Raw genomic sequence first — 24,200 nt, 5'->3', positions numbered from 1 at the left:
GGATCAGATGCCCGAAGGCCCCGAACCCCTGGATTGGACTGGCGAGGCGCTCGATTGCGGCGCCTGCCGGTTCCATGACCGGCTGGAAAGCGGGCAATGCGGGCTGGGCTGGTCTTGCCTCAACGATCGCTACGCCAAGCGGATCGAGCGGTTCTTCACCCTCAACCCGGAACTGGCCGATGAAAACCTGAGCCATCCCTATTTCGAAACCCGGGTGCAGGCGGCGCGGATGGCCTCGGTCTTTCGGCTGCCGCGGCTTCTGACCGACGAAGACCCCGCCGTGCGCGGCATGGCGGTGCTGCGCCTGCCCGCCGCGCATGCCGAACGGCTGATCCAGGATCCAGACCGCGCCGTGCGCATTGCGGTGGCGCATCGGTTGCCGCCCGGGCGGCTGATGCCGATGGCGCAGGACAAGGACGGTTACGTCCGGCTGATCGTTGCCCGGCGGGCCGAGCCGGGGATGCTGCCGATGCTGGGCGCCGACCCCGATCCCGAGGTCCGCGCCGAGGTGGCCCGCCGCATTGCCCCCGCGCTTCTGGACCGCTTCCGCACCGACCCCGAGCCGCTGGTGCGGCGCATGGCGGCGCGGCGGCGGCCCGCGCTTTTCGTGACGGATGACGACATCCGCGTGCGCCACACCGTCGCCGAGGAAGGCGGGCGCGACGAGCTGCGCCGCCTCGTCGGCGATGCCGAAGACATCATCCGCGAGACCGCGATCCAGCGGCTTGCCCATATGAAGGAGTGACCCATGTCGACCGACGACCGTGAAATCGAGGTCTACCGCGCCCCCGTCTACCGGCCGGGCGACAAGGTGATCGCCCGCAAGCAGGTGAAGAACGACGGCACCATGGCCGGGTTCGAGATCGGCGATATCGTGGTGAAAAAGGGCGATGTCGGCTATGTCCGCGACATCGGCGTGTTCCTGTCGCAATTCTACATCTACGCCATCGACTTCATCGAGCGCGGCTCGATCGTCGGCATGCGCGAAAAGGAAATCAAGCCCGCCGGGACCCTTGCCGCGCGCGAGGCCGAACAGGCGCTGCAATCCCATATCGTGACCCGCGCAAGCCTTGCGCAAAGTGCAAAGGAACTCTCCCGATGAAAGTGATGATCCGTGAAACCGCCAAGGGGATCGAGGCCTATGTGCCGAAAAAGGACCTTGAGGAAATGGTGGTCGAACAGGAGAAACCCGGGCTTTGGGGCGGCTGGGCGAAGCTCGCCAATGGCTGGGTCTTTGCCATGCCCGCGTTCGACACCCCGCCGCAGCTGCCGGTGACGGTCGAGGCGCGCAAGATTTCCGACGAGGACTGAGCATGACCGACATCGAGCTTCTGGAAACCGTCATGGCCGAGGTGGGGGCGGGCCGTCGCATCCCCTATCTTGGCCCCGAGGTCTCGGCCTTGTCGGGCGGGCAGGCCCCGGGCACGACGGCCGAGCTGTGCCGCAGGCTGGAAGCCGAGGTCCGGGTGCCGCGCCGGGCCGCGGGCAATCTGTGGGCGGTGGCGCAATATATCGAAAGCCGGAAGTTCCGTGCGACCTTGGATGCGCTGGTGCGCAAGGCTTTCGTCGGCCGCCCCGATCGGCCCAATCCGGTGCATGACTGGCTCGCCGCGCGGCGGGTGCCGATGGTCGTCGACACCTGGTATGACGAGGGTATTCTGCGTGCCTTCGGCCCCGGTGATGGCGATTGGGGCCTCGTGCAGGGGATCAGCCGGGCGGGGACGCATTCCGAGGCCTTCACCGCTGCCTTCGACAGTTTCGGCGAACCCGTCGCCGCCGCCGATCCGGGCTGGAAATCGCTGATCTACAAGCCCAATGGGCTGGTGCGGATGGGGTCTTCCTTCCTGCTCTCGGATGCCGATTACGTCGAGGTGCTGACCGAGATCGACATCCAGACGCCGATCCCCGAAGAGGTGCGTGAACGTCGCACCGGGCGGCCGTTCCTGTTCCTGGGTTGCCGCTTCGATGACCAGCTGTTGCGCATCTATGCCCGGCAGATCGCCAAGCGCTCGGGTGCCGGGCATGTTGCGGTGATCCCCGGGCCGCTGACGAAGATGGAGGAAAAGTTCCTGGAAGAACTGCAGATCCGCCGTCTGGATCTGCCGCTCTCGGCGCTGACCGATCTTTTGACCGTGCCTGAAGGTTGAAGTCGGCGGGCTGAGGCGCGTCCCGCTGCCGGAACAGGAGCCATGCGGTCACCGCATGGCTCGTTATGTATTTTTATCCCTAATTGTCAAAGGGCTAGCAAAGGTTAACACTGGCCCTGCCGCAAGAAACTGGCATTTTCGACTCAATCGTTCCGGGAAAGGACACCCCGATGAAACTCAGCGCACGCAATATTCTGGCGGGCAAAGTGACCGCCGTCGAGACCGGCAATGTCACCACCCATGTCAAGATCGACATCGGCGGGACCGTTGTCACCGCCTCGATCACCAATGAAGCCGCCGCCGATCTGGCGCTGAAGGTCGGCGACGAAGCCTGCGCGATCATCAAGGCTTCCGACGTCATCGTCGGCAAGAACTGATCGCCTGATCAGGGCAGGGGGGCGCAGGCCGCGGGTCTGCGCCCCCTTGCTTTGCGCCTGCGCCAAACTGCATCTGGCCGTGCCCGTTCATCCTGTTAAGGTGCGGGCGCGAAAAGAGGGCTTTGCGATGACCGATCTGAAATACCGTGTTCTTCTGCTGGGCGGCACCGGCACCATCGGCCGCGCCACCGCCGCGGCTTTGCTGGCGGCGGGGCATGGCGTCTGGGCGCTGGTCCGCCCCGGAACCGATCCCGCCAAGCTGCCCGGCTGCACGCTGATCGAGGGTGACGTGAGCCATCCCGACACCGTCGCCCGGGTGCTGAAGGATCATCCCTGTGCCGCGATCGTCTCCTGCCTTGCCTCGCGCACCGGGTTGCCCGCCGACGCCTGGGCGATCGACGACCGCGCCCATGCCCATGCGCTGGAAGCGGCGATGGAGGCGCGGGTGCGCAAATTCGTGCTGCTCTCGGCGATCTGCGTGCAAAAACCCTATCTGGACTTCCAGAAGGCGAAACTGGCCTTCGAGGCGCAGCTGCGCGGCTCGCCTTTGGAATGGTCGATCGTGCGGCCGACGGCGTTTTTCAAATCGCTGTCCGGGCAGATCCCGCGGGTGCAGAAGGGCAAGCCGTTTCTGGTCTTCGGCGATGGCCGGATCACCGCCTGCAAGCCGATTTCCGATGCCGATCTGGGGCGGTTCATCACCTCCTGCCTGAACGACCCCGAGAAGGTGCGCAAGGTGCTGCCGATCGGGGGGCCGGGGCCTGCGATCACGCCCTTGGATCAGGCGGCGATGCTGGAGCGGTTGACCGGCCAGCCCGTGAAGATCCGCCATGTGACGCCGAAGCTGATGGATGCGATTGTCGGCGTGCTGGCGGTCCTGGGGAAATTTTCCCCGAAACTGGCCGCCAAGGCCGAGCTGGCGAAGATCGGGCGCTATTATGCCTCGGAATCGATGCTGCTGTGGAACCCGGTCAAGGGCTGCTATGATCCTGATGCGACGCCGGAATATGGCACCGACCGGTTCGAGGATTACGTCGCCGCGATGCTGCGCGGCGAGATTGCCGATGACCGCGGCGATCACGCGATCTTTTAACGCTCTCACGAAAGCGTTGGCCGCGGGCGCGTGACGGCGGCCTTTGGCGCCCTACGTGGCTTGCAGGATCAAGCTGCGGAGGAGCGCATGAACCGGAGACATCTTTTGCTGTCGGTGGGTCTGGCCGCCGTCGGATTGGCTGGCCACAAGGCCGCGGCCGAAACCTTCGAGGTCACCCTCAGCGACGAGGAATGGCGCAAGCGGCTGACGCCCGAGGCCTATTCGGTCCTGCGCAAGGAGGGCACGGAATATCCCTACACCAGCCCCCTGGAGCAGGAACACCGCAAGGGCAGCTTCGCCTGTGCGGGCTGCGGGCAGGTGCTGTTTTCGTCCGAGACGAAATTCGACAGCGGCACCGGCTGGCCCAGTTTCTACCAGCCGATCCGCCCCGAGGTGGTGGGCACCCGCCTTGACGGCGCGCTGATGATGACCCGGACCGAGGTGCATTGCGCCCGTTGCGGCGGCCATCTGGGCCATGTGTTTGAGGACGGCCCGCCGCCCACCGGGCTGCGCTATTGCATGAATGGGGTCGCGATGACCTTCACCCCGGAGGCGTAAGCGATGACCCTTGCCCTTCTGGCCTGGCTGGGCGGGGTGCTGACGATCCTCAGCCCCTGCATCCTGCCGGTTTTGCCCTTCGTCTTCGCCCGTGCCGGAAAACCCTTTTTGACGAATGGCTTGCCGATGCTGGCCGGGATGGCGCTGGCCTTTGCCGCCGTCGCCAGCCTTGCCGCCGTTGGGGGCGGCTGGGCGGTGACGGCAAATGGCTGGGGGCCGGGGATCGCACTTCTTCTTCTGGGTCTCTTCGGGCTGATGCTGCTCTTCCCCGCGCTGTCCGAGCGGCTGACCCGGCCGCTCGTCGCCCTTGGCAATCGCACCTCGGGGCGGGGCGAGGGGGTCTTCGGCTCGGCCGCTTTGGGTGTGGCCACCGGGCTTTTGTGGGCGCCCTGCGCCGGGCCGATTCTGGGGCTGATCCTGACCGGGGCGGCGCTGAACGGGGCGAGCCTTGCGACGACGGGGCTTTTGTTCGCCTATGCTTCGGGGGCGGCGACGGCGCTTGCGGTCGCGCTTCTGGCCGGGGGGCGGGTCTTTGCCCTGCTGAAGCGCAGCCTTGGCTTTGGCGAGGGGCTGCGCCGCGGCCTTGGCGCGCTGGTTCTGGCCGGTGTCGCGGCGATTGCGCTGGGGCTTGATACCGGGCTTTTGACCCGGCTTTCGACCGCCTCGACCAACCGGCTGGAAGCCGCGCTGCTCACCCGCTTCGGCCCCGAGGGCAGCACGGTGATGCAGACCGCCCCCGCGATGACCGGTCCCGCGATGACGGGGGGTCCTGCCATGACGGGCGGTCCCGCGATGACCGGGGGGCCTGCCATGACGGGTGGTCCCGCGATGATGGCGGGCCCCGCGATGACCGCCAAAGGCCAGCCCGAGGCGCTGCCGGTCGAGGGCCAGATGCCCGATCTGACCGGCGCGGTGCAATGGCTCAATTCCCCGCCGCTGACCGCCGCCCAGTTGCGCGGCAAGGTCGTGCTGATCGACTTCTGGACCTATTCCTGCATCAACTGCCTGCGCGCGCTGCCGCATGTGCAGGCCTGGGATGCCGCCTATCGCGACAAGGGGCTGGTGGTGATCGGCGTGCATGCGCCGGAATTCGCCTTTGAAAAGAACCCCGCCAATGTCGAAAAGGCGGTCCGCGATCTGGGCATCACCTACCCGGTGGCGCTGGATAACGATTACGCGCTGTGGCGGGCGTTTTCGAACCGCTACTGGCCTGCGCATTACTTCATTGATGCCAAGGGCCAGATCCGCCACCACCATTTCGGCGAGGGGGGCTATGAGCAGTCCGAACAGGTGATCCGCAGCCTTCTGGCCGAAGCCGGGGCCACCCCCGACACGACGGCGCAGGTGCAGGCCGCGGGTGTCTCTGCCCCCGCCGACATGCGCGACGTGCTCTCGCCCGAGACCTATCTGGGCCATGACCGCGCCAGCGGGAACCTGAATGCCGAGGGGCTGATCGCCGATCAGCCGCACCGCTACACCGCGACCGATCTGCGGCTGAACGAATGGGCGCTGGCGGGCGACTGGACGGTGGGGGCCGAGGCCGCCCGGCTGGAGGCCCCCGGCGGCGGTGTGACGATGCGCTTTCATGCCCGTGACCTGCATCTGGTGCTGGCCCCCGGCGCCGCGCCGGTGCCCTTTACCGTGACGATCGACGGCCAGCCCCCCGGCGCCGATGCCGGGCTTGACGTTGATGCCATGGGCCGGGGCATCGTGACCGAAGACCGGCTCTATCAGCTTTACCGCGCCAAGGGTCCGGTCGCCGACCACCTCTTTGAAATCCGCTTCGACGCCCCCGGCGTTCAGGCCTTCGCCTTCACCTTCGGATAAAGGATCGCCCCATGCGCCGCCTTGTTCTTGCCCTTGCGCTTGCCCTTGCCACCCCCGCCCTGGCCGAGGAAGGCCGGGTGATCCCGCCGCCCGCGCTTGACGAAGCCCCGCTTGCGGGCCCCGAAACCGCGATCTTCGCGGGCGGGTGTTTCTGGGGCGTGCAGGGGGTGTTTCAGCATCTGCAGGGCGTGATCAGCGCCACCTCGGGCTATGCGGGCGGCACGGAAGCGACGGCCCGTTACGATCAGGTCTCGACCGGGCAGACCGGCCATGCGGAAGCCGTGCAGGTGGTCTTCGACCCGAAACAGATCAGCTATGGCGACCTGCTGCATGTGTTCTTTTCCGTCGCGCATGATCCGACGCAGCTCAATCGGCAGGGCCCCGATGTCGGGCCGCAATACCGCTCGGCGCTGTTTCCGACCTCGGAGGATCAAGCCCGGATCGCGAAAGCCTATATCGATCAGTTGGGCCGCGCCCGGGCCTTCGATGCCGCCATCGTCACCCAGCTGGACCCCGGCGCGGCCTTTTACCCGGCCGAGGCCTATCACCAGAACTTCCTGACCCTGAACCCGGATCACCCCTATATCGTCCAGGTGGACATGCCGAAGATCGCGGCGCTGGAGCGGATGTTCCCGGCCGACTGGCGGGCCGAACCGGTTCTGCTGCCCGTGGCCGACTGAGATCGCAGCCGAAACTTGACGATCATCACCACACCTGCGCCTGCTTCGTGGCACAAGGGGCCGAAGAAGGTGAAGGGGATAGCCGATGAAAGACGCAGCCGCCGCCCGCGCGACCGAGGCCCCGCAATGCCCCTTTGCGGGCCGCCGCCCGGTCAAGCCCGCCCCCCGGCCCGAGCGCGTCGGCCCGCGCGATTTCTTCCGCCTGATCCGGCAGGACATTCTGGCCGTGCAACCGGCCCGGATGTTCCGCGCCTGGATGGCCGAATTCCATTCGCCCTTCTTCACCTCGTTCCTGTGCAACGACCCCGATCTGGTCGATCTGATCCTGACCCGCCGCCCCGAGGATTTCCCGAAATCCTTGCGGCTTTTCGAGGGGCTGACACCGCTTCTGGGTCATTCGATCTTCATCACCAATGGCGCCGAATGGGAACGGCAGCGCCGCATCATCGACCCGGCCTTCGACGGTGGCCGCACCCGCGACGTTCTGCCCGCGATGTGGGATGCCGCGCTGTCGGGCGTCGAACGGCTGAAACCGCTGGCCGATGGCCGCCCCGTCGATGTCGAGGGCCAAGCCAGCCATATCGCGCTCGATGTGATCTTCCGCACGCTCTTTTCGATCCCGGTCGAGAATGCCACGGCGAATGCGGTTTTCGATGCCTTCCGCGCGCATCAGGCCTCTCGGCCGATGGTGAACACGGGCACCTTGTTCAGTCTGCCGCGCTGGCTGCCGCGGCTGCGCTTTGGCGCGACGGCGAAGACGGCGAAACAGATCCGCGGGTTCATTTCGTCGCTGGTCGAGACCCGCGCGGCCGAGATCGCCGCGGGCACCGCGCCCGACGATCTGGCGACGCGGATCATGACCACCCCCGACCCCGAGGATGGCAAGTGCTTCTCCCCGGGCGAGATGGTCGATCAGGTCGGCATCTTCCTTTTGGCCGGGCACGAGACCGGGGCCGCCGCGCTGGCCTGGTCGCTTTACCTGATGGCGCTTTATCCGGAATGGCAGGACAAGCTGGCCGAGGAAGCCGAGGCGGTGATCGACATCGAGAAGATCTATGCCTCCTCGGTGCCGCGGCTGAAACTGGCGCGGGCGGTGTTTCGGGAATCGATGCGGCTTTACCCGCCGGTGCCGATGTATCTGCGCGAGACGGTGCAGGAGGAAACCTTCCGCGGCAGGCCGGTGCCCAAGGGCGCGCTGGTCGTGGTCAGCCCCTGGCACCTGCACCGGCACGAACGGATCTGGAAGGACCCGGACGATTTCGACCCCACCCGCTGGGACACGCCCGAGGGGCGGGAAAGCTCGCGGCTGGCCTATGTGCCCTTCTCGGCCGGGCCGCGGGTCTGCCCGGGCGCGGGCTTTGCCATGGCCGAGGGGCCGCTGCTTCTGGCGATGATGCTGAAGCATTTCCGCGTCGCGCTGGTGCCCGGGCGCGAGCCGATGCCGGTGGCGCAGCTGACCGTGCGTGGCCGCGACGGGATCTGGCTGGCGCTGACCCCGCGCTGAGCGATCTCAGCGCAGACGTTGCACCAGCAGCCGGACCTCTTCGCGTTCGGCGTCAGAGCATTGCGCCATCAGATCGCCCGGAACCCGCATCAGCACCTCGCGGCCGGAAAAGCGGAACACGCCGTCTTCCTCCAGCCGCTTGATCAGCCGCGACATCGTTTCCCGCTGCACCCCGATCAGATCGGCCAGATCCGACCGCGTCATCGGCAGCTGCATCCGCATCTCGGCGCCGTCGCGGGTGCCGTGCCGGGCCATCAGCCAGCCCAGAAGCTGTTCCAGCCGGTCCTTGTTCGAGGTGGTGGCGGCCGCGATGATCCGGGCATGGCTGCGGTCGATTTCCGCCACCGCCCGCACCATCAGCCGCTCCATGATCGCGGGATTGCTGCGCAGAAGCTTTTCGGCACTGCCGCGCGCCACGGTGCAGACCCGCGCGGGCATCAGCGCCCTTGCTTCGGTCTGGTGCTCGCCATGGCCAAGGAACGACCGAAACCCGACGATCTCGCCCGGATAGGCCAGCCGCATCAGCGTCGAGGAGCCATCGGGATTATGGCTGCGCAGTGCGATCAGCCCCTTGGAAACGCAAAACACGCCCCGGTTGCGGCTGCCCTGTTCGAACAGCACCTCGCCCGCGGCGATCTCGCGGCGGGAAAAGCCGCAGGCCAGCACCGACACGCCGCCCAGGCCCACGGGATTCCACAGGCTCTTTTCGTAAAAGAGACACTTCCCGCAGGGGTGCGTCGGAGGGTCAAGGGGGTCGAACATCGGGACAAGCGGCCTTTGCGCCGGACAGATTTCCGACGACTTTACGCCCGTTTGCCCGCGCGGGCGAGTGCGACCCAAGGTATCAGCGGGCGGACAGGGGCAAATTCCTGTGATAGCCGTCACTGACAAGCGCGGATCGCCTCTCGATACCCGAACGATGACCTTCCAACCCCGGAGCGCCCGATGACCGATGAAACCGCCATTGCTCCGCAGCCCTCCGGCCTGCCGCCGAAACCGCAAGCGCGGCAGGGCAAGGTGTCGCTTCTGGAATATCTGCGGCTCTTCCAGCGCGACATTCTTTCGGCGCAGCCCGCGCATCTTTACCGCGCCTGGATGGCCGAGATGAAGACGCCCTTCTTCCGGTCGTTCCTGTGCAACGAACCCGAGCTGGTGCACCGGGTCCTGCGCGGCTCGCCGCATGATTTCCCGAAATCCGAGCGCATCCGCTTTGGCCTGAAGCCGCTGCTGCGCGACAGCGTTTTCATCACCAACGGCGCGCTTTGGGAACATCAGCGCCGGATCATCGACCCGGCCTTCGAGGGCGGTCGGCTGCGCGAGGTTTTCCCGGCGATGTGGGACAGCGGCGTCGCGGCGGTCGAACGGCTGCGGGCCAAGGCCGATGGGCAACCGCTTGAGATCGAGGCGGAAACCAGCCATGTCGCGATGGATGTGATCTTCCGCACGATGTTCTCGATGCCGATCGAGCATGAGATCGCGCAGGCGGCCTTCGAGGGGTTCCGCGCCCATCAGGCGGCGCATCCGGTGGCCAATCTGGCGGCGATCCTGCCCTTGCCGAAATGGTTCCCCAGCTTCCATTCGAAACAGACGCGCGACACCGCGGCGGCGATCCGGGCGCTGATCGGCCAGCTTGCGACGATGCGGGCGCAGGAGATCGAGAACGGCACCGCCCCCGACGATCTGGCGACAAAGATCATGACGACGCCCGATCCGGAAACCGGCCGGGTGTTCGAGACCGGGGAAATGGTCGATCAGGTGGCGATCTTTTTCCTGGCCGGGCACGAGACCTCGGCCGCGGCGCTGGCCTGGTCGCTTTACCTGCTCGCCACCCATCCCGACTGGCAGGAGAAACTGGCCGCCGAGGCGACCGAGGTGCTGGGCGATGACATTCCGGTGTTTTCCATCGTCAACCGGCTGAAACTCTCGCGCGCGGTGTTCCGCGAGGCGATGCGGCTTTACCCGCCGGTGCCGATGTTCGTGCGCGAAGCCGCGTGTCCGATGACCTTCCGGGGACGAAGCGTGAAGAAGGGGGCGCAGATCATCGTTTCCCCCTGGCACCTGCACCGGCATGAGCGGATCTGGGACAATCCCGACGCTTTCGACCCCGGCCGCTGGGAGACGGAAAACGGCAAGGCCGGGCTGCGCGATGCCTATGTGCCGTTTTCCGAGGGGCCGCGGGTCTGCCCCGGGGCGGCCTTTGCCATGGCGGAAGGGCCGCTTTTGCTGTCGATGTTCCTGCGCGCCTTCCGCTTTGACCCTGTGCCGGGCGCGGTGCCGATGCCGGTCGCGCATCTGACGGTACGCTCGGATGCCGGGATCAAGCTGAAACTGACCCCCCGCGCCTGAGCGGGGCAGGTCACTCGGCCAGATGCAGCACCCGGTCGGCCAGAGCGGCATCGGGGCTGCGGTGGCTGACGAAGACGATCCCGGTGTCGGGCATGAGCTTGCGGATGCCCTGCAGCGTCGCCGTGGCGGTCGGCGCATCCAGCCCCTCGGTCGGCTCGTCGAGCAACAGCACCTTCGGGCGACGCAACAGCGCGCGGGCCAGCGCCAGCCGCTTCGCCTGACCGCCCGAAAGCCCCGCGCCATGCGGGCCAAGCTGGGTGGCCAGCCCCTCGCGGGCGCGCAGCGTGGCGGCCAGATCGACGGCTTCCAGCACCTGCCAAAGCTGATCCTCGTCCACCGGCTGGCCTTCGGGAAGCGCCAGCGACAGGTTTTCGGCCACGCTGCCTGCCATCAGCGCCGAGCGTTGCGGCACCAGCGTCAGCCAGGACCGCAACAGCTCCTCGGACCAATCCGCAAGCGGCACGCCCGAAAGCAGGATCTGCCCCGAGACCGGCGCCGTCAGCCCGGCGAGCGTCGCCAGCAGCGTCGATTTGCCGACGCCCGAAGGGCCGGTGATCAACAGCGTCTCGCCGCGGATCAGCTCGAAACTGACCGGCCCGAAACTGTCGCGCTGCGCGCCGGTGCGGCGGTGGCGCAGATCGGTGACGTTCAGTAGCGGCTTTTCCGGCAAAGGCAGCGGCACCACCTGCGGATCGGGGCGCGGCGGCGTGTCGGTCAGGCGCAGAACCCGTTCGGCCGCGCCCTGCATCCGGCCCCATTCGGCCAGCCCCCGGCGCAGCGCGCCCAGACTTTCGGCGAGCGCCAGCGCAACGAAAAACCCGATCGCGGCGCGCGCCGGAGAGATCACCCCGGCCTCGGCGGCACTGCCGCCCAGATAGAGCGCGGCGGCCGCGGCCAGACCGACGGTCAGCGACAGCGCCACCGAGGATTGCCGCTCGATGTCGTCAAGCCGGTTGCGCGCGTCGTGTTCGGCCTCGACCGCGTCCCGCGCCACCCCGGTCAGCCGGTCAAGCGCCCCCGCCACGGCCAGATCGGCGCGGTTGCGCATCAGATCCAGCCCCGCGGCGCGCAGCGATTGCAGCCCGGCCTCGGCCGCGGCGGCGGGGCGATGGGCGATGCGGGCGGTGACGGCCAGAACCAGCGTGCCGCCGAGCGCATAGATCAGCGCGACGGCCAGCGCCGTGGCGGGGGTGACCAGAAACCAGATCGCCAGCGTGCCCGCCGCCAGCCCCGCCAGCGCGGCGGAAAGCGGCAGCACCAGACGCAGCATCAGCCCGTCGAGCGCGTCGATATCCGAAGTGATGCGGTTGAGCGCCTCGGCCCCGCGCAGCCGCGATTGCACCTCATGCGGCAGCCGGGTGATCCCGGCATAAACCGCGCTGCGCATGCCCGCCAGCGCCCGAAGCGTGGCGTCATGGGTCAACAGCCGTTCGCCATAGCGCGCCATCGCCCGGCCGAGCGCCAGAAACCGCACCCCGGCCGAGGGGCGGAAGAAATCGAAGCCGACCACCCCGGCGATGCCCGCGGCGGCGGCGGCGGTGACGAACCAGCCCGACAGGCCCAGAAGCGCCACGCCCATGACCAGAACCGTCACCATCAGCGCAAGGCCGCGCAGGAAGGCCTGCCGTTCGGCTTCGGACAGACGACGGGCCAGACGGAAAAGCGCGATCATGTCCGGTCCTCCGCATCGCTTCCCAATTCGATGACCCGATCCATCGCGGCGATCACCGCGGGGTCATGGCTGGCGATCAACAGCGCCGCGCCGCCTTCGCGCAGCGCCATCAGCCCGGCCAGAACCGCCTGCGCGGTTTCGGCATCAAGGTCCGCGGTGGGCTCGTCGGCAAGGATCAGATGCGCCTGGGCGTGATGGGCGCGCGCCAGCATCAGCCGCCGCGCCTCGCCGCCCGAAACGCCGCCGCCGATATCGCCCAAGGGCGTCGCCAGACCCTCGGGCAGGGCGGCGATGATTTCCTCGGCATGGGCGGCCTTGAGCGCCGCGGCCAGATCGCCCGGACGGCCGAGCGTGATCGCTTCCGACAGCGGCGCGGCGATGAATTGCGGCGCCTGCGGCAGCCAGCCCATGCCCGCCCGGATCGCATCGGCGCTGTCCTCGGCCAGCACGGTTTCGCCCCAGCGGATTTCGCCCGCGTCGGGCCGGATCAGCCCGGCCAGCGCCGCGATCAGCGTCGATTTCCCCGCGCCCGAGGGGCCGGAAATCGCCACCGCCTCACCGGGCGCCACCTGACCATCGGGCAGCGCGATCGGCGCGGCCCCGGGGCCCGGACGCAGCGCCAGCCCCTGCCAGCGCAGCGCCGCGGGCGGCAGCGCCGTGGCCGCAGCCCCCGTGCCCATGATCTGGCCTTCCTCGGACAGCATCGCCTTGGCGGCCTTGAGCTCGCCCGCGACGGCAAAGGCCGAGGCCCGGTCATGCCAGGCGGCGGCCAGATCGCGCATCGGCTGGAACATGTTCGGCGCCAGCATCAAAAGGAAAATCCCCCCGGCCGGATGCAGCGGCGTGCCCCAGGAACCCCAGGTGATCTCGCCCAGCAGGTTGAAGCCGACGTAAACCGCGACCAGCGCGACGCCCAGCGCGGAAAAGAGTTCAAGCACGGTCGAGGACAGGAAGGCCACCGTCAGCACCTTCATCGTCCGCGCCCGCAGGATGTGGAACACGATCGACAACTCGCGGCCCGCCCGGTCTTCGGCGCCCAGAAGCCGCAGATCGGCGCTGGCGGCGATGCGGTCGGCCAAGGTGCCGTTCAGCGTGCCCAGATGCGCCATCTGCCGCTCGGACGCCTGCTGCGCCGCCATCCCGATCAGCGCCATGAAGACCGGGATCAGCGGCCCGGCCACCATGAAGATCACCGCGACGACCCAGGAGAGCGGCGCCACCAGCGCCAGAAAGACGATCGGCACGATGCGCGAGCGGGTCATCGCCGGGGTGAAGCGCGAGACATAGGGGCCAAGCAGCGCCAGTTTCTCGCCCGCAAGGCTGGCCAGCTGTGCCGGGGCGAGGCCGGTGGCGCGGGCATCCAGCCGGGCGGCTTCCTCCAGCAGGGCGGCGCGTTCGGTGGCGACGAGCGTGGTGGCGGCGCGGTTGGCGCGGGCCTGCGCGGCGGCGTCCAGGCCCGCCCGCAGCAGCATCACGAAGACAAAGCCCAAGGCCGCCTGCGGCACGCTGAGGCTTGCGGGCGGGGCGACAAGCCCGCCCAGCGCCAGCGCCACCAATGCGGCCTGCGCCGCCCAGAGCACCTCGGAGAGCGAGGCCAGCATTCCGGCCGAACGCAGCTGCTTCGATACCGGGGCGGTGAGGCGGGCCAGTTCGGCCTTGGCGTCAGCGGGGGAAAGACAGGTTTCGGTCATCGAGCCTTCGATCTAGGGCCTTGCGCGGCGATGGGACAGGATCGGCGACATGATTCCGCCCACCGTCGCCAGCCTTATCACCGCCGCCACGCAATCGCCACCGCTTCGCGGTTGACCTTGCGCGGCCAACCGGGCAAGCCAGCAGCCGGAGGCCATGATGCGCGCAATCGAGATCGACCGGGTGACATTCGAGCGCGAGGGCGCGACGATCTTTGACGGCCTTTCCCTGCGCCTGATCGAGCGGCGCATCGGCATCGTCGGGCGCAACGGGGCGGGCAAATCCTCGCTGATCCGGCTGATCACCGGGCTTGCGGCGCCGCAAAAGGGTCGGGTGATGGTGAATGGCGTCGATGTGGCCGCCGACCGCGCCGGGGCTCTGGGCACGGTGGGGCTGTTGTTCCAGAACCCCGATCATCAGATCATCTTTCCGGTGGTGCGCGACGAGATCGCCTTCGGGCTTGAGCAAAAGGGGCTGAAGCGCGCCGAGGCATTGCGGCGGGCCGCGGCCATTCTGGCCGCGCAGGGGCGGACGAATTGGGGCGACCGGCTCTGCCATACGCTGTCGCAGGGGCAGCGCCAGCTTTTGTGCCTGATGGCGGTTCTGGTGATGGAGCCGGACTGGATCCTGTTTGACGAGCCGTTCAACGCGCTTGACCTGCCCACCGCGCTGTCGATCGAGGCGCGGATCGCGGCCTTGGCGCAGAATGTCGTTCTGGTGACGCATGATCCGTCGCGGCTGGCCGGCTTTGACCGCATCCTGTGGCTGGAAGCCGGCAAGATCGCCGCCGATGGCCCGCCCGCCGAGGTGCTGCCGCGCTACATCGCGGCGATGGAGGCGCTGGCGCGCGAGGCCGCATGCTGAGCCTGGCGCTGCCCGAACGCACCTGGGCGCATCGGCTGCCCGCGGCGCTGAAATTCGGCCTGCTCGCCGTGGCGATGATCGCCCTGATGCGGCTGGGCAGCCTGGCGGGGCAGGGGGCGGCGGTGCTGGCCGTTGCGGGTCTGACCGCCAGCCTTGGCCGCGGGGCGATCCGGCAAAGCCTTGTGACCTTGCGTCCGCTGGTCTGGATCGTGGCGGTGATCCTGATCTGGGACACGGCGCAGGGGCGCTTTCAGCTTGGGGTCGTGTTCGGCCTGCGGGTGCTGGCGATGGTCGGTCTGGCCAATCTCGTCACCCTGACGACGCCCCTGCCCGAGATCGTGGCGCTGATCGAACGGCTGGCGCAACCGCTTGCGCGGTTTGGGATTTCCCCCCGCGTCCCGGCGATTTCGGTGGCTTTGGTGATCCGTTTCGTGCCGGTCCTGCGCGCCCGTCATGCCACGCTGGCCGAGGCCTGGCGCGCCCGGTCCGCCCGCAAGCCGCGGGTGAAACTGCTTGCGCCGTTGACATTTTCGCTGCTTGACGATGCGGATCATATGGCCGATGCCTTGCGCGCACGCGGCGGATTGGCCCTGCCGCGCAACGGGAGAGACACAGTTGGAACGTAACGTAACCCTGATCGGGCTTTTCGCCGCGCTGATCGTGGCGCTTGGTTTCGTGCCGGCCATTCCGCTCTGGTTCGGCGTGCCGATCACGCTGCAATCGCTGGGCGTGATGCTGGCGGGCGCCGTCCTTGGCAGCTGGCGCGGGGCGCTGGCGGTGCTTCTGGTGCAGGCGCTGGTGGCGATCGGCCTGCCGGTGCTGGCGGGCGGCCGTGGCGGCCTTGGCATCTTCGTCGGCCCGACCGCGGGCTTCCTGATCGGCTGGCTTCCGGCCGCCTTCGTCACCGGCCTGATCGTCGAGCGCCTGCGCCGCGTTCCGGTGGGCCTTGCCGCCGGGATCGGCGCGACGCTGGGCGGCATCCTTGTCATGTATGCGCTGGGTATCCTCGGCTTCTGGCTGGTGAAGAACGCCGGGCTGAAACCCGAGGACACCCCGATGAGCCTTTGGGCCGCGACGGCGATCATGGCGCCCTTCATCCCGGGCGATCTGATCAAGGTGGTGGTGACGGGCCTTGTCGCGCGCACCATCGCGCAATATCGCCCCTCGGCGCTGCTCGCCCGCGCCTGAGCCGCCAGCCGAAAACCGCCCGAAGCGTGCCTGCGCTTCGGGCTTTTTCACGCCGATTGCCCGAAGCTGCGTCATCCTGCCGCTGCGCTGCAGCGAAACGTCATGAAATCTTCGTGAAGTTGCAACGGAAGCGTCGTTCCGGGCTGTTGATAGTGTCCGTGCATCGACAACGGGGATTGATCATGTTCGACGCTTCCGCCTCCCGTCCGCGCCGTCGCTACCGCAGTCTGTTCCTTTCCGACCTGCATCTGGGCGCAAGGGGGTGCCGCGCCGCCGAGATCCTTGATTTCCTTGCAGGCGTCGAAGCCGACACGATCTATCTGGTGGGCGACATCCTGGATGTCTGGCACCCGGGCAAGGTGCATTGGGGCGCGGCTCAGGATGCGATCTGGACCGATCTTGGCCGCCGCGCCGCCAATGGCACCCGTGTCATCTATCTGCCCGGCAACCATGATGCGCCGCTGCGCGAGATCGACACCGGCCGTTTCGATCAGTTCGAACTGGCCGAAAGCCTGACCCATACCGCCGCCGATGGCACCCGCTATCTGGTGCTGCACGGCGATCAGGTCGATGCGCGGATCTTCCGCTTTCATGTCATGACCCGGATCGGCTCGCGGCTGGATGCGGCGCTGCGCACGCTCGATCACGCCTTGCGCGGGCTGCGGCCCAGCGCCAAACGCGGGATTTTCGAATGGGCGATCTGTGGCGTCAACGCGCTGATGATGGTCGGCAACGGGTTCGAGAAGCGGCTGGCCGCGATGGCCGTGGCCAGCGGGCATGACGGGGTGATCTGCGGTCATTTCCACAAGGCGGCGCTGCGGCAAAGCGGCCCGATCACCTATGCCAATTGCGGCGACTGGGTCGACAGCCGGACCGCGCTGGTTGAAACCTTCGACGGCGCTCTCCAGCTTGTCGAATGGCGGGCCGAGGCCGAAACCGGCCCCGCTCGCCAGGGTCTGATGGAGGAAGCCGAAGCATGATCGCCGAAACTCTGGCCGGGTTTGCCGGTCTGGCCGCTGCCTTGCATGTCTCCTCCGCCGCGCTGACCGCCTGGCGCTATCGCGGCCCCGCACCGGTGCTGCTGCCGGGGAACCCGCCGCTGGTGACGCTGCTGCGCCCGGTTTGCGGGCTTGACACGCATGATGCGGAAACGCTGCGCTCGTCCTTTGAACTGAGCTATCCGAACCTTGAAATCATCTTTTGCGCCGCGGTCGAGGATGATCCGGCGGTGACGCTTCTGCGCGGGCTGATCGCGGATTATCCGCAGGCGCGGGCGCAACTGCTGATCGGCGAGGATCGGATCACCGGCAATCCCAAGCTCAACAATCTGCAAAAGGGCTGGAAAGCGTCCAAGGGCGCGATCGTCGCGATGGCGGATTCGAACCTGCTGTTGCCGCGCGATTACATCGAGCAGATCCTGGCCACTTTCCGCCCCGATACCGGGCTGGTCACCTCGCCCCCCGTGGGCATCCGCGCCGAGGGGCTCTGGGCGGCGCTGGAATGCGCGTTTCTGGACGGGTTTCAGGACCGCTGGCAGCTCGCCTCGGACAGTCTGGGCAACGGGTTCGCCCAGGGCAAGACGCTGGCCTGGCGGCGCGAAGTCCTTGAAAACGCGGGCGGTCTGGTGGCTTTGGGCCGCGATCTGGCCGAAGATGTCGCCTCGACCAAGGCGGTGCGGGCGCAGGGGCTGAAGGTGCGGCTGACGCGGCGGGCCTTTACCCAGCCGATCGGGCCGCGCAGCTTTGGCCCGGTCTGGAAGCGGCAGCTGCGCTGGGCGCGGGTGCGGCGCGACGGCTTTCCGCTGCTCTTTGCCGCCGAAATCCTGCTCGGGCCCTTCGTGCCGCTGGCCGCGCTGATCCCTGCGCTGGGCTGGGCCACGGCGGCCGTGGCGCTGCCTTTCCTCGCGCTTTGGTATGGGGTCGAGGTGGCGATGAACCGCGTCGCGGGCTGGCCCGCGCGGCGGATCGACATTGCTGCGATGGTGCTGCGCGATCTGCTGCTGGCGCCGCTTTGGGTCGCCACCTGGCGGTCGCGCGGGTTCGAATGGCGCGGCAATGCGCTGGCGCCGGGGCAGGAGGCGAAGGCCTGAACCATGGGCGTTTCCTGCATCCTTCCCGCCTATAACGAGGCCCCGCGCATCGCCGCCGTGCTGCAAACCGTCGTCGGTCATCCGCTGATCGACGAGGTGATCGTGGTCGATGACGGCTCAAGCGACGGCACCGCCGATGTGGCGGCGCAGGTGCCCGGCATCCGGCTGATCCGGCAAAGTCCGAACCGGGGCAAAAGCTGGGCGGTGTCGCGCGGCATCGAAGCGGCCAGCCACGAGCTGATCCTGCTTCTCGACAGCGATCTTCTGGGGCTGGCGCCCGAGGCGATTGCCGCGCTGATCGCGCCGGTCCGGGCGGGGCGGGCCGATGTGGCGATCTCGTTGCGCGGCAATGCGCCCTGGCTCTGGCGGTGGATCGGGCTGGATTACATCTCGGGCGAGCGGGTGCTGCGGCGGGCGCTGATCGGCGATCCGGCGGTGCTGCGGTCCTTGCCGCGCTTCGGGCTGGAACTGCATCTCAACCGCCGTCTGATCGCGGCGCGGGCCCGGCTGGCCGTCGTGCGCTGGCCCGAGGTGGCAAGCCCGTGGAAAGGCGCCAAACGCGGCCGTCTGGCCGGGGTGCTGGCCGATCTGCGGATGCTGGCCGACATGTTCCGCACCGTGCCGCTGCATCGCGCCATCGGGCAGATCGTGGCGATGCGGGGACTTGCCGCCTAATCGCGGTCGGGCAGATCGGGCAGGGCGGCGAATTCGACCAGAAACTTCGCCGACAGCGGCAGGCTGGCGGCCCCCAGCGCGCGGGCTTGCGGCCCGGCCGTGCCCGCCAGAATCCGCGGCCGCGTCATGCCCGAGAGGTCGATGTGATCCAGTTCCGCCTCGATCGCCGCAATCAGCCGGTCGCGCAGCGCACCGGGCAGCCAGCCGTCGATCACCATCGCCTCGAGATCGCACAAGGCCCCCGCCGAGGCGGCCACATGTGCAAGCCCCCGTGCCGCCTCGGCCAGCCACGGCGCAACGATGTCTTCGTCCAAGTCCCAATCGGGGGCGGATTCCCACAGGAAGGCCCCGCTTTGCCCCCGCGCCGTCAGCGCCCGTTCAAGGGCCGAGAGCGAGGCCACCTCGACCAGCTGCCGCGACCCGCCCTGCCCGTCGGGCACCGGCGTCGAGGCCAGCGCCCCGGCATTGCCGCTGTGGCCCGCAAACATCGAGCCGCCCAGCACCAGCCCGCCGCCGACGAAAAAACCAAGGAAAGCATAGACGAAATCCTTGGGCAGATGCGCCTTGCCAAACACCAGTTCGGCATTGCAGGCGGCCGAGGCGTCGTTTTCCAGAAGCACCGGCCAGGGCATGTCCCGTCCCAGTTCGGCCCGGAGATCGCGATGGCGCCAGCCGTCCATCGCCTCTGCCGCCAGCCCCAGACTGCCCGCCCAATCCCACAGCTGGAACGGCAGGCCAATGCCAAGCCCCTGAATGCGCCGCTGCAAGGCTTCGGGCAGGGTCGCGGTCAGCTCCGTCACCGAGCTGCGGGCGAAGTCCAGCACGCCGTCGGGGGTCGGGTAGTCGTGCCGCATCACCGTGGCGCCGCGGAGCTGGCCGAGGAAGTCGATCAGCACCATCTCGGTCCGGCGCCGCCCGACCTTGAGGCCCAGAAACAGCGCGCCTTCGGGCGCCAGCGCCATCGGCACCGTGGGCTGGCCGACCTTGCCGCGCACCGGTGCCTGACGGGTCAGAAGCCCGGCGGCTTCCAGCCCGCGCATGATCACCGAAACGGTCTGCGCCGAAAGCCCGGTCAGCCGCGCGATTTCGGATTTCGCCAGCGCGCCGTGACGGCGGATCAGCGACAGCACCAGCCGTTCGTTGCGCGCCCGCATCGCCGAATGGTCGGTGCCGATCTTCGCGCTGTCCGCCTCGTCCCTGACCATCCGTTGCACGATTGCCCCCCGCGTCGCCCTCACAATGACGCGGGCCGCGGGGCCGGTCAAGGAATACCTCAACAATGGTGATTTAACGCATGACGGACATGCAAAACCCGCGCCACGGGGGCGCGGGTTTCATAAGCGTTTCGGAGGAAACTTATGCTTTCGGCCCGGCTTCCAGCGCGTCCTCGAACGTGCGCAGCCCGGTCGTCGGCGCCTGCACCAGCACCGCCATGTTGCCCGGCTTGTGCTGGTTGCGCAGCATCTTGGTATGGGCTTTCGGGATTTCCGCCCAAGGGAAGACCTCGGACATGCAGGGGTCAAGCCGACGTTCCAGCATCAGCCGGTTCGCCGAGGCCGCCTGTTTCAGATGCGCGAAGTGGCTGCCCTGCAGACGCTTCTGGTGCATCCACATGTAGCGCACGTCAAAGGTGCAGTTGAAGCCCGAGGTGCCGGCGCAGATCACCACCATGCCGCCCTTCTTGCAGACCAGCGAGCTGACCGGGAAGGTCGCTTCGCCCGGATGCTCGAACACCATGTCGACGTTCACGCCCTTGCCGGTGATGTCCCAGATCGCCTTGCCGAACTTGCGGGCCTCTTTCAGCCAGTCGTTGTATTCCGGCGTGTTGACCTTGGGCAGCTGGCCCCAGCATTTGAAATCCTTGCGGTTGATCACGCCCTTTGCGCCCAGGCCCATGACGAAATCGCGCTTGTCCTCGTCCGAGATCACGCCGATGGCATTGCCGCCCGCCGCGTTGATCAGCTGGATGGCAAAGCTGCCAAGCCCGCCCGGGGCTCCCCAGACCAGCACGTTCTGGCCGGGCTGCAGGTCATGCGGCGGATGGCCGAAGAGCATCCGGTAGGCGGTGGCCAAGGTCAGCGTGTAGCAGGCCGCTTCCTCCCAGGTCAGATGCTGCGGACGCCGCATCAGCTGCTGCGCCTGCACCCGGGTGAACTGCGCGAAAGACCCGTCGTTCGTCTCATAACCCCAGATCCGCTGGCTGGGCGAGAACATCGGATCGCCGCCGTTGCATTCCTCGTCGTCGCCGTCGTCCTGATTGCAGTGGATCACCACCTCGTCGCCGACTTTCCAGCCCTTGACCTTCGACCCCACCTTCCAGACGATGCCGGACGCATCCGAGCCCGCGATGTGATAGGGCTGCTTGTGACCGTCGAACGGCGAAACCGGCACGCCAAGGCCCGCCCAGACGCCATTGTAGTTCACGCCCGCGGCCATCACCAGAACCAGCACCTCGTGGCTGTCGATTTCCCAGGTCGGCACCACCTCGACCTGAAACGACTGCTCGGGCTCGCCGTGACGCTCGCGGCGGATCGCCCAGGCGTACATGTTCTTGGGCACATAACCCAAGGGCGGCATCTCGCCGATTTCGTAAAGGTCCTTTTCGGGCGCCTCATAAGGCGCGATGCCGGTGTTCTGATCGGGGGCCATCAGCGTCTCCTGTTTTCGCCGCGGCGCAGAATCGACGCGGCATCGAGGAGTGAAATAAACTTCGCAAAGCAACAATGCAATGAGTGACGTTAGGTTTTTGAAATTTTATGACCCTGCGACTGCAGCATTTTCAAGACAGCAGGCCGCGCCCCGGGGCGCGGCCGCAGCAGTCGCAGGAGGGCTCAGTTATAGGTGAAGGTCGCCACTTCGCAGACGTTCACGTTCTGACGCACCAGTTCGTCGCCATCTTCGAAGACGGCCTTGAAGTCGAATTTGCAGTAGCCGGACGCATCATCGAAATTGATGTCGACCGAGGAGCCCGAGGGCAGAACATCATTGCCCAGAATGTCTTCTTCCCAATTGTCCGACCCGGTATTCGAGCCGTAAAATTTCACCATCGTGAACCCGGTGTTGTTGACGATGGTGACATGGCGATTGAGCGCCCAAACCGGCGAGGCCATCGAACCCAGCGTCGCGATCACGGCGAGCGCGGTAACAATCCTTGTCTTCGACATATTTATCCCCTTCTCCGAATGGTCCGCTGACCATCGCGTCAAGGATGACAGAAACGTGATCCACAGCAAGAGTCGTGTTGAAACGCCGCGAAGATTTTTGCGCTCCGGCGTCGTGCCGCACTGCGGCGAATTGACAGCGACACATTCTTTCGCCTATCAGGGCGATCAAAGCAACATTCTTGCGAAATCAGAATCGACGCCGGAGGCCGCCATGACCGAGACGACCAAGCCCAAGAAGGATCACCCCTGGCTGTTCCGCACCTATGCCGGTCACTCGACCGCGGCGAAGTCGAATGCGCTTTACCGCACCAACCTGGCCAAAGGCCAGACCGGGCTTTCGGTGGCTTTCGATCTGCCGACGCAGACGGGCTATGACAGCGACCACGTTCTGGCGCGCGGCGAGGTGGGCAAGGTCGGCGTGCCGGTCTGCCATCTGGGCGACATGCGGGCGCTGTTTGACCAGATCCCGCTTGAGCAGATGAACACCTCGATGACGATCAACGCCCCGGCGCCGTGGCTTTTGTCGCTTTACATCGCCGTGGCCGAGGAACAGGGCGCCGATGTCAGCAAGCTGCAGGGCACGGTGCAAAACGATCTGGTGAAGGAATATCTGTCGCGCGGAACCTATATCTGCCCGCCGAAACCCAGCCTGACGATGATCACCGACGTGGCGGCCTATACCGCGCAACACCTGCCGAAATGGAACCCGATGAACGTCTGTTCCTATCACCTGCAGGAAGCCGGGGCGACGCCGGAGCAGGAGCTGGCCTTTGCGCTGGCCACCGGGATTGCGGTGCTTGATGATCTGCGGGGCAAGGTTCCGGCGGCGGATTTCCCGGCGATGGTGGGGCGGATTTCCTTCTTCGTGAATGCGGGGATCCGGTTTGTGACCGAGATGTGCAAGATGCGCGCCTTTACCGAGCTGTGGGACGAGATCTGCCGCGAGCGTTACGGGATCGAGGAGGAGAAATACCGCCGCTTCCGCTATGGCGTGCAGGTGAACAGCCTGGGCCTGACCGAGCAGCAGCCGGAAAACAACGTCTATCGGATCCTGATCGAGATGCTGGCCGTGACGTTGTCGAAGAACGCCCGGGCGCGGGCGGTGCAGCTTCCGGCCTGGAACGAGGCGCTGGGCCTGCCGCGGCCCTGGGATCAGCAATGGTCGCTGCGCATGCAGCAGATCATGGCCTATGAGACCGACCTGCTGGAATATGGCGATCTCTTCGACGGCAACCCGGTGGTGACGGCCAAGGTCGAAACCCTGAAGGCCGGGGCACGGCAAGAACTGGATACGCTCGACGCGATGGGCGGCGCGATTGCCGCGATCGACTACATGAAGGCGCGGCTGGTCGACAGCAACGCCGCCCGCGTCGGCGCTATCGAGACCGGCGAGACGACGATTGTCGGGGTGAACCGCTGGACCGAGGCCGAGCCCTCGCCGCTGGTCGGCTCGGATGGCGGCATCATGACCGTCGATCCGGCGGTGGAGGCCGATCAGATCGCCCGGCTGCAGTCCTGGCGGGCGTCGCGCGATGCGCAGGCGGTCGCGGCGGCGCTGGAGCAACTCCGCGCCGATGCGGCGGCGGGCAAGAACATCATGCCCGCCTCGATCGCGGCGGCGAAAGCGGGCGCGACGACCGGCGAATGGGCGGGGGTGATGCGGGCGGTGCATGGCGAATATCGCGGGCCCACCGGGGTCTCGCGCAGCCCGTCGAACCGGACCGAGGGGCTCGATGACATCCGCGCCGCGGTCGATGCGGTCAGCTCGCAGCTGGGGCGGCGGCTGAAGTTTCTCGTCGGCAAGCCGGGGCTTGACGGGCATAGCAACGGCGCCGAGCAGATCGCCTTCCGCGCCCGCGATTGCGGCATGGATATCACCTATGAGGGTATCCGCCTGACGCCCGAGCAGATCGTGGCCCAGGCCGCCGCCGAAGAGGTGCATGTGATCGGCCTGTCGATCCTGTCGGGCTCGCATCTGCCGCTGATCTCCGAGGTGATGGAGCGGATGCGGGCGGCGGGGCTTTTGCATATTCCGGTCTGCGTCGGCGGCATCATCCCCGACGAGGATGCGGTGAAGCTCAAGGAAATGGGCGTGGCCCGGGTCTATACGCCGAAGGATTTCGAGCTGAACCGGATCATGATGGACATCGTTGCGCTGGCCACGCCAGAGACGGTCGCGGCCTGAACGGTGGAGGCGGGGGTTTCACACCCCCCAGGGCTGCCACGGGCAGCCCGTTCGACGGGGCAAGCGTCCACTGGACGCTTGCTCGATCCCGTCTCACCCCGTGGGATATTTGGGGCAAGATAAAAGCAAAGCCCTTTTATCT

Annotated in this window: 24 protein-coding genes; 18 read left to right on the top strand and 6 right to left on the bottom strand. The window is 67.3% G+C overall.

The features are described from left to right. The first annotated feature begins 7 nt into the window (after window positions 1-7). The 10 genes from ACTTAG_RS17030 to ACTTAG_RS16985 all read left to right on the top strand — a co-directional run bounded on the left by ACTTAG_RS17030 (window position 8) and on the right by ACTTAG_RS16985 (window position 8,186). The gene (locus ACTTAG_RS17030) at window positions 8-745 is read left to right on the top strand and encodes a 4Fe4S-binding leucine-rich repeat protein (protein ID WP_444463381.1); all 738 of its coding nucleotides are present in this window, start codon (window positions 8-10) and stop codon (window positions 743-745) included. A gap of 3 nt (window positions 746-748) precedes the next feature. Beyond that, window positions 749-1,102 carry a nitrogen fixation protein NifZ gene (locus ACTTAG_RS17025; RefSeq protein WP_444463380.1) on the top strand — a complete coding sequence of 118 codons (354 nt, stop codon included), beginning with the start codon at window positions 749-751 and terminating at the stop codon, window positions 1,100-1,102. Further along, a complete protein-coding gene (gene nifT, locus ACTTAG_RS17020) occupies window positions 1,099-1,311 on the top strand; it encodes a putative nitrogen fixation protein NifT (RefSeq protein WP_055213172.1) in 213 nt (70 codons plus the stop codon). Before ACTTAG_RS17025 ends, nifT begins: the two co-directional genes overlap by 4 nt. A gap of 2 nt (window positions 1,312-1,313) precedes the next feature. Next, window positions 1,314-2,147: an SIR2 family NAD-dependent protein deacylase gene (locus tag ACTTAG_RS17015; RefSeq protein ID WP_444463379.1), complete on the top strand. Its 834-nt coding sequence runs from the start codon at window positions 1,314-1,316 to the stop codon at window positions 2,145-2,147. Between the two features lie 170 nt (window positions 2,148-2,317). Beyond that, window positions 2,318-2,524, top strand: a complete 207-nt coding sequence (locus tag ACTTAG_RS17010; protein WP_013068958.1) for a TOBE domain-containing protein — start codon at window positions 2,318-2,320, stop codon at window positions 2,522-2,524. A 127-nt stretch (window positions 2,525-2,651) separates the two neighbouring features. Further along, on the top strand, window positions 2,652-3,617 hold the full coding sequence (locus ACTTAG_RS17005; RefSeq protein ID WP_444463378.1) for an NAD(P)H-binding protein: 966 nt from the start codon (window positions 2,652-2,654) through the stop codon (window positions 3,615-3,617). An 87-nt stretch (window positions 3,618-3,704) separates the two neighbouring features. Next, a complete protein-coding gene (msrB, locus tag ACTTAG_RS17000) occupies window positions 3,705-4,175 on the top strand; it encodes a peptide-methionine (R)-S-oxide reductase MsrB (protein WP_444463377.1) in 471 nt (156 codons plus the stop codon). Between the two features lie 3 nt (window positions 4,176-4,178). Beyond that, window positions 4,179-6,002: a redoxin domain-containing protein gene (locus tag ACTTAG_RS16995; RefSeq protein WP_444463376.1), complete on the top strand. Its 1,824-nt coding sequence runs from the start codon at window positions 4,179-4,181 to the stop codon at window positions 6,000-6,002. A gap of 11 nt (window positions 6,003-6,013) precedes the next feature. Beyond that, the gene (gene msrA / locus ACTTAG_RS16990; RefSeq protein ID WP_444463375.1) at window positions 6,014-6,682 is read left to right on the top strand and encodes a peptide-methionine (S)-S-oxide reductase MsrA; all 669 of its coding nucleotides are present in this window, start codon (window positions 6,014-6,016) and stop codon (window positions 6,680-6,682) included. Between the two features lie 85 nt (window positions 6,683-6,767). After that, a complete protein-coding gene (locus ACTTAG_RS16985) occupies window positions 6,768-8,186 on the top strand; it encodes a cytochrome P450 (RefSeq protein ID WP_444463374.1) in 1,419 nt (472 codons plus the stop codon). Window positions 8,187-8,192: 6 nt separating this feature from the next. Here ACTTAG_RS16985 and ACTTAG_RS16980 read toward each other — a convergent pair whose 3' ends face one another. Beyond that, window positions 8,193-8,873 carry a Crp/Fnr family transcriptional regulator gene (locus ACTTAG_RS16980; protein WP_444463373.1) on the bottom strand — a complete coding sequence of 227 codons (681 nt, stop codon included), beginning with the start codon at window positions 8,871-8,873 and terminating at the stop codon, window positions 8,193-8,195. A 258-nt stretch (window positions 8,874-9,131) separates the two neighbouring features. Between ACTTAG_RS16980 and ACTTAG_RS16975 the strand changes: the two genes are divergently transcribed. Continuing rightward, window positions 9,132-10,532: a cytochrome P450 gene (locus tag ACTTAG_RS16975; protein WP_444463372.1), complete on the top strand. Its 1,401-nt coding sequence runs from the start codon at window positions 9,132-9,134 to the stop codon at window positions 10,530-10,532. Between the two features lie 10 nt (window positions 10,533-10,542). Here ACTTAG_RS16975 and cydC read toward each other — a convergent pair whose 3' ends face one another. Beyond that, window positions 10,543-12,204: a thiol reductant ABC exporter subunit CydC gene (cydC, locus tag ACTTAG_RS16970; protein WP_444463371.1), complete on the bottom strand. Its 1,662-nt coding sequence runs from the start codon at window positions 12,202-12,204 to the stop codon at window positions 10,543-10,545. Then, on the bottom strand, window positions 12,201-13,895 hold the full coding sequence (locus ACTTAG_RS16965) for an ABC transporter ATP-binding protein/permease (protein ID WP_444463370.1): 1,695 nt from the start codon (window positions 13,893-13,895) through the stop codon (window positions 12,201-12,203). The genes cydC and ACTTAG_RS16965 overlap by 4 nt, the downstream gene beginning before the upstream one ends. Window positions 13,896-14,052: 157 nt before the next feature. Between ACTTAG_RS16965 and ACTTAG_RS16960 the strand changes: the two genes are divergently transcribed. From ACTTAG_RS16960 to ACTTAG_RS16935, 6 genes are all read left to right on the top strand, one after another. Beyond that, the gene (locus ACTTAG_RS16960; protein ID WP_444465270.1) at window positions 14,053-14,757 is read left to right on the top strand and encodes an energy-coupling factor ABC transporter ATP-binding protein; all 705 of its coding nucleotides are present in this window, start codon (window positions 14,053-14,055) and stop codon (window positions 14,755-14,757) included. After that, window positions 14,751-15,383: an energy-coupling factor transporter transmembrane component T family protein gene (locus ACTTAG_RS16955; RefSeq protein WP_444463369.1), complete on the top strand. Its 633-nt coding sequence runs from the start codon at window positions 14,751-14,753 to the stop codon at window positions 15,381-15,383. Before ACTTAG_RS16960 ends, ACTTAG_RS16955 begins: the two co-directional genes overlap by 7 nt. Next, window positions 15,373-15,945: a biotin transporter BioY gene (locus ACTTAG_RS16950; RefSeq protein WP_444463368.1), complete on the top strand. Its 573-nt coding sequence runs from the start codon at window positions 15,373-15,375 to the stop codon at window positions 15,943-15,945. Before ACTTAG_RS16955 ends, ACTTAG_RS16950 begins: the two co-directional genes overlap by 11 nt. Window positions 15,946-16,127: 182 nt before the next feature. Beyond that, on the top strand, window positions 16,128-16,925 hold the full coding sequence (locus tag ACTTAG_RS16945) for a UDP-2,3-diacylglucosamine diphosphatase (protein ID WP_444463367.1): 798 nt from the start codon (window positions 16,128-16,130) through the stop codon (window positions 16,923-16,925). Next, complete coding sequence (locus ACTTAG_RS16940; protein WP_444463366.1) at window positions 16,922-18,034, top strand: ceramide glucosyltransferase; 1,113 nt, start codon at window positions 16,922-16,924, stop codon at window positions 18,032-18,034. The genes ACTTAG_RS16945 and ACTTAG_RS16940 overlap by 4 nt, the downstream gene beginning before the upstream one ends. A gap of 3 nt (window positions 18,035-18,037) precedes the next feature. Beyond that, on the top strand, window positions 18,038-18,709 hold the full coding sequence (locus tag ACTTAG_RS16935; protein ID WP_444463365.1) for a glycosyltransferase family 2 protein: 672 nt from the start codon (window positions 18,038-18,040) through the stop codon (window positions 18,707-18,709). Here the strand turns inward: ACTTAG_RS16935 and ACTTAG_RS16930 are convergent. The 3 genes from ACTTAG_RS16930 to ACTTAG_RS16920 all read right to left on the bottom strand — a co-directional run bounded on the left by ACTTAG_RS16930 (window position 18,706) and on the right by ACTTAG_RS16920 (window position 21,873). Beyond that, complete coding sequence (locus tag ACTTAG_RS16930; RefSeq protein WP_444465269.1) at window positions 18,706-19,914, bottom strand: ROK family transcriptional regulator; 1,209 nt, start codon at window positions 19,912-19,914, stop codon at window positions 18,706-18,708. The genes ACTTAG_RS16935 and ACTTAG_RS16930 overlap by 4 nt on opposite strands. 151 nt (window positions 19,915-20,065) lie before the next feature. Next, a complete protein-coding gene (ccrA, locus tag ACTTAG_RS16925; protein WP_444463364.1) occupies window positions 20,066-21,358 on the bottom strand; it encodes a crotonyl-CoA carboxylase/reductase in 1,293 nt (430 codons plus the stop codon). A 182-nt stretch (window positions 21,359-21,540) separates the two neighbouring features. After that, entirely contained in the window at window positions 21,541-21,873 is a 333-nt protein-coding gene (locus tag ACTTAG_RS16920) for a hypothetical protein (protein WP_444463363.1), read from the bottom strand. Between the two features lie 211 nt (window positions 21,874-22,084). Here ACTTAG_RS16920 and ACTTAG_RS16915 point away from each other — a divergent pair, with 211 nt between their 5' ends. After that, window positions 22,085-24,058, top strand: a complete 1,974-nt coding sequence (locus ACTTAG_RS16915) for a protein meaA (protein WP_444463362.1) — start codon at window positions 22,085-22,087, stop codon at window positions 24,056-24,058. Window positions 24,059-24,200: the final 142 nt, after the last annotated feature.

Origin of the sequence: Rhodobacter capsulatus (assembly GCF_052363185.1) — a bacterium.
GTDB classification, from domain to species: Bacteria; Pseudomonadota; Alphaproteobacteria; order Rhodobacterales; family Rhodobacteraceae; genus Rhodobacter; species Rhodobacter capsulatus_E.
This window is presented reverse-complemented; position numbering and strand designations above follow the sequence as displayed.